At 69.3% G+C, this 3,773-nt stretch carries 4 protein-coding genes; 1 reads left to right on the top strand and 3 read right to left on the bottom strand.

What is annotated here, in order from left to right:
* Window positions 1–141: 141 nt before the first annotated feature.
* Window positions 142–2,073, bottom strand: a complete 1,932-nt coding sequence (locus tag AB0M20_RS31635; protein ID WP_364303991.1) for a hypothetical protein — start codon at window positions 2,071–2,073, stop codon at window positions 142–144.
* 799 nt (window positions 2,074–2,872) lie between these two features.
* On the opposite strand from AB0M20_RS31635, the gene AB0M20_RS31630 reads away from it, so the two are divergent.
* On the top strand, window positions 2,873–3,061 hold the full coding sequence (locus AB0M20_RS31630; protein WP_364303992.1) for a hypothetical protein: 189 nt from the start codon (window positions 2,873–2,875) through the stop codon (window positions 3,059–3,061).
* Here the strand turns inward: AB0M20_RS31630 and AB0M20_RS31625 are convergent.
* Complete coding sequence (locus tag AB0M20_RS31625) at window positions 2,991–3,575, bottom strand: hypothetical protein (protein WP_364303990.1); 585 nt, start codon at window positions 3,573–3,575, stop codon at window positions 2,991–2,993. The genes AB0M20_RS31630 and AB0M20_RS31625 overlap by 71 nt on opposite strands.
* A partial coding sequence (locus tag AB0M20_RS31620; protein WP_364303989.1) for a hypothetical protein occupies window positions 3,572–3,773 on the bottom strand: 202 nt, incomplete at its 5' end. The genes AB0M20_RS31620 and AB0M20_RS31625, both read right to left, overlap by 4 nt.

The raw sequence follows: 3,773 nt of genomic DNA, 5'->3' as shown, positions 1-3,773 counted from the left end.
GAGATCGCTCAGCTCTCCTCGTGTGTGAGTCGAGGCTCGTCCACCGGCCAACCCTCCCGTCCAGTTGTTGCTACCTGCTGTGAATCCTGGCGCGCTGTGTCCGGCAGTGCTCCGGGGGGAGGGCGGCACGAGCGCGGTGTTTCAAACCGGACGAGCACGACGGATCCGCCGCTCCTTCAGCCGGCGGCGGACTGCCGACCAGACACGCCGTGCCAGCCGGCTGCGCCGGGCGACGGTCCGCAGCCGGTTTTTCGCCTGTCGGAACGCCATCGGGACGGGCTTCGGGGGGGTTGTCAGGGTGATGTACGTGGTCGGCGATGTCGCCTTCAGCGTGTCCGGTTGCAGGGTGCGTGAGGCGACCGCAAGGTAGGCGAACTGCTGGAGCAGCCCCGGCCGTCGCCGGGACGGTGGTGCCCCGGCGACGCATTCCGCGAGCGCGTCGCGTACCGCTGCCGGGCGCACCATGTCGGTGAGCGGACCGCAGGTGGTGTCCAGCAGGTCGCACACCGTCGGGACGCCGTCGCCGTCCCAGATGGCCGTTGCTGTCGACGGACCGGTGCGGGTGCCGGAGATGAACGGTACCTCGCTCCACAGTGGCTGGAAACGGTCCAGCAGCCCGCGGTGCAACGCCCACTGGCGCTTCTGGGCGGCGTCGAGGGCGAAGGAGGCGGACACGAACGCGGGCGTGAGGAACGGGGTGACGATGCCGTACAGGTACGCCGAGGTGTACCAGCGGCGGACCCGCTCGACCAGGTAGAGGTAGTCGGTCATCGCCTGGCCGCGCAGGCCCAGACCCTCGGCGTGGTCGAGCACGGCACCGATGCGGTCCCGTTCCGCGGCCACCGCCTCGCCCACCATCGCATTGACCGGCACCGCGGCGTTCAACCGGCCCACCGCCGTCTTCCGGGCCGCCTGTGAATCGAGGTCGCCACCGCCGTCCTTGGGATACCAGTACGCCACCGCCAACTCGCCTCCCGCGCCACTGATCGTGGGAGGCGAGTTGGCCGGCAGCTTGCGCGGAACGGCCCGGCGCACCAGGTACGTCGAAGGGAACTGATAGTCGTACAGGTTCTGCAACCGCTCGGCCCGTTCGTACAGGTCCGTCCGCAACACGTCATCCGGCGCTCCGACGCGGGCGAGCCGATGCACGGGTCCCGGCCCGCGCCGATCCCGCACAATCCGCATCAGGTGCTGGGCCGTCTCGCCCTCGGCGGCGGCGTCCACATTGGTGACGATCTCGATCGGCTTGTCCGCTGCCAGGAAAGCCGCCGCCATCACCCTCGAATCCTTGCCACCGGAAAGCCCCAACGTGATCTGACCGGGGTAGAGGTCGCCGATGCCGGCCGCGGTCGCCAGCATGCCCTCAGCGGCGAGGTCGATCGCGGCGTCGAAACCCTTGGCTTGCGCGGCCAGGCCGTCGGCGACGAGGTCGTCGGCCGAGTGGCGCAGTTGCGATGTCAGCCGCCAGCCGCCGCCCGGCCGGCGCCGGCCCGTCACGCGTTCGCCCGGCCTGAGCAGCCGGACACCCCGGATAGGTGACGAGTCGCCGCCGAAATGACCGCAGGCCGCGTACGAACGCCAGCCGTCCACATCGGGTTCCCGGGTTCCCCAGAGAAAGGCCGCGAGCAGGCTCGGCCGGCTGCAGAACGCGGTGATGCCGCGGCCGCTGCCGGTGAACAGCCGGCTCATGCCGAGCCAGTCCTGCTGAATCGAGACCCGCACGCCGTCCTCGACCGCGATCAGACTGAACGGCGGGACCACGCCGGCGTGCACGTCAGCGCCGGCGAGCAGCTTCCGGGCCAGGGCAGCCGGACCGCCGGCGGTGTCCAGGCCGACGGGCAGACCCAGCGACACCGCGGTCACCTGATGATCCTGCGCGACGATCGGCCATCGGTATCCGCCGCCGTCCGGCGCGTGCAGCACCCGCACACCCCAGTCGCCGTCGCCGATCTGCCGGCGCACGTAGGCGTCCGGGACCAGCGGCGCGGCCGCCGTGGTGAACCGTTCCAGGGCGCCCTCGACGACGTCGGCCGGATCCGGCCGATCAGAGAACCACGCCAGCACTCCGTACATTCGGAGATCCCGTTCTCCTGCGAATTCTTCCCCGTGATCGCACGGAAACCGCCCGAAATGGTGCTCGGGAGGATGGGAGCGTAGACACCGGTCAATGGTCAAGTCAATCGACAGAACCAGATCTGTGCCCGTAGGCCTGGCGGCACCCTGGTAACCCAGGCCGACGAGTCACCCCGGAAGCGACGACGCCAAAGGTGGGCGCCTCCGCGGCCGGTCGAAGCACGAGCTCACGGATTTGCTGAGCGATTGGTGGCCGTCCCGGGTTTTTGTGGGGACAGGCCCAGTGCCGCGCGAGCAGCTAGTGCTGTGACCACAAACGTTGGCCGGGTTGGGTGACACACCGGGCGAGGTCCGCGTAGCGGACCGGATGTCGGTCGAGGCTGTGCGAGTGCTAGAACCTGTTCGAGTACGCCGATTAAGTGATCAAGGAGGTCAGAAGCTGCAACGCCTGGTGCGCCGCGGTACCGGCCGCAGCCCAAAGCTCGCTTCGAGCCCCGTCCGCTTGATGGCGCAGTGGCTACCTGCGCCCGGTCGGGGCAATGCTGTCGACGAGAACGCCGCGTCAACACATTGGCTTATGGCGCGGACGGTTCGGCTGCTTGGTCGTTGTGTCGACCTGCGCTGTCCGCAATTGCCGGCAGTCACCGTCGCGCCGGTTAAGTCGACGCGCGGGTCCGTCGCAGGAAGATCCTCAACGGACTGATCAGCGAATACTCGCCGGCAGCATAGCTCGAACCGCATTTCCGACCGGTACACGGTCCGCCCGGCCTTGACCACGGTGCGGCAGCCCCTCTCGGAGATGGGCCGGATAGCCGTCGAGATCCTGATCCGCCTGCTGTCCGGCCACGCCGTCCAGGCCTTGCACATAAAAGCTGGCCGTCGAGCTGGTGGTCCGCTCCTCCACCGCACCGCCCTGATTACGGCTCCTCGCCGGCCAGCAGGTCGATCCCCCGGCCGAGCGAGAGGGTACCCGGCAGGTCGAGGGTGACCGTCCGATGCGCGACCCGGCTGTCCATCACCTTCAGCGTGCCGACGATGTCGCACGAGCCGGTCCGGATCGCGGTGAGGCGCCCCCGGCGTACCGTCACCTTGAGGGTCTTGATCTGCAACTCGAGCTGGATCTGCAGGGTGACCGTGGCGACCGCGTGCTCGCCGATGCGGAGCTCGACGGCCGGGGCGTGTCTGAACGACATGGTGTGCGCGCCCAGCTCCGGCTCGCGGACGGTGCTCGGATCGGTCAGGGTCGCGAGCGCCGCGGCGCGCAGGGCGGAGTGCTTGCTCCACGCGCTGCCCATGATGTCGGTCAGATCCTGGTCCAGCAGCTCGCTCGCCGCCGTGCCGACCCGGTCGAGCACGGCCTTCTTCGCGGCGTCCGGCATCCGCCTGAGAGCGCCGCCGATCTCCTCCCCCGGCTTGCAGCCGACCAGCTCGCCGGTGATCGTGGCGGCGGTCTTACCGGGGTCCTCGAACAAGATCGTGCGCAGATCGACGGCGGCGTTCACGGCTCCTCCCGAAGCTGGATATCGCGCGGAGGCAGGACGCGGACGAGATGGACCGGCCAGGCGCCGTCGTCCTCGACGCCGAAGATCCTGGTGTCGGACCGCGCTACCGGGACGACATCCACGTCGGCGTCGGCGGGTCGTTCCGGACGATCGTCGAGGCCGAAGAGCTTCTTCAGCAGACTCAGCACGCGCCTGCGG

Source organism: Actinoplanes sp. NPDC051633, assembly GCF_040681735.1.
In the GTDB taxonomy this organism is placed as follows: domain Bacteria; phylum Actinomycetota; class Actinomycetes; order Mycobacteriales; family Micromonosporaceae; genus Actinoplanes.
This window is presented reverse-complemented; position numbering and strand designations above follow the sequence as displayed.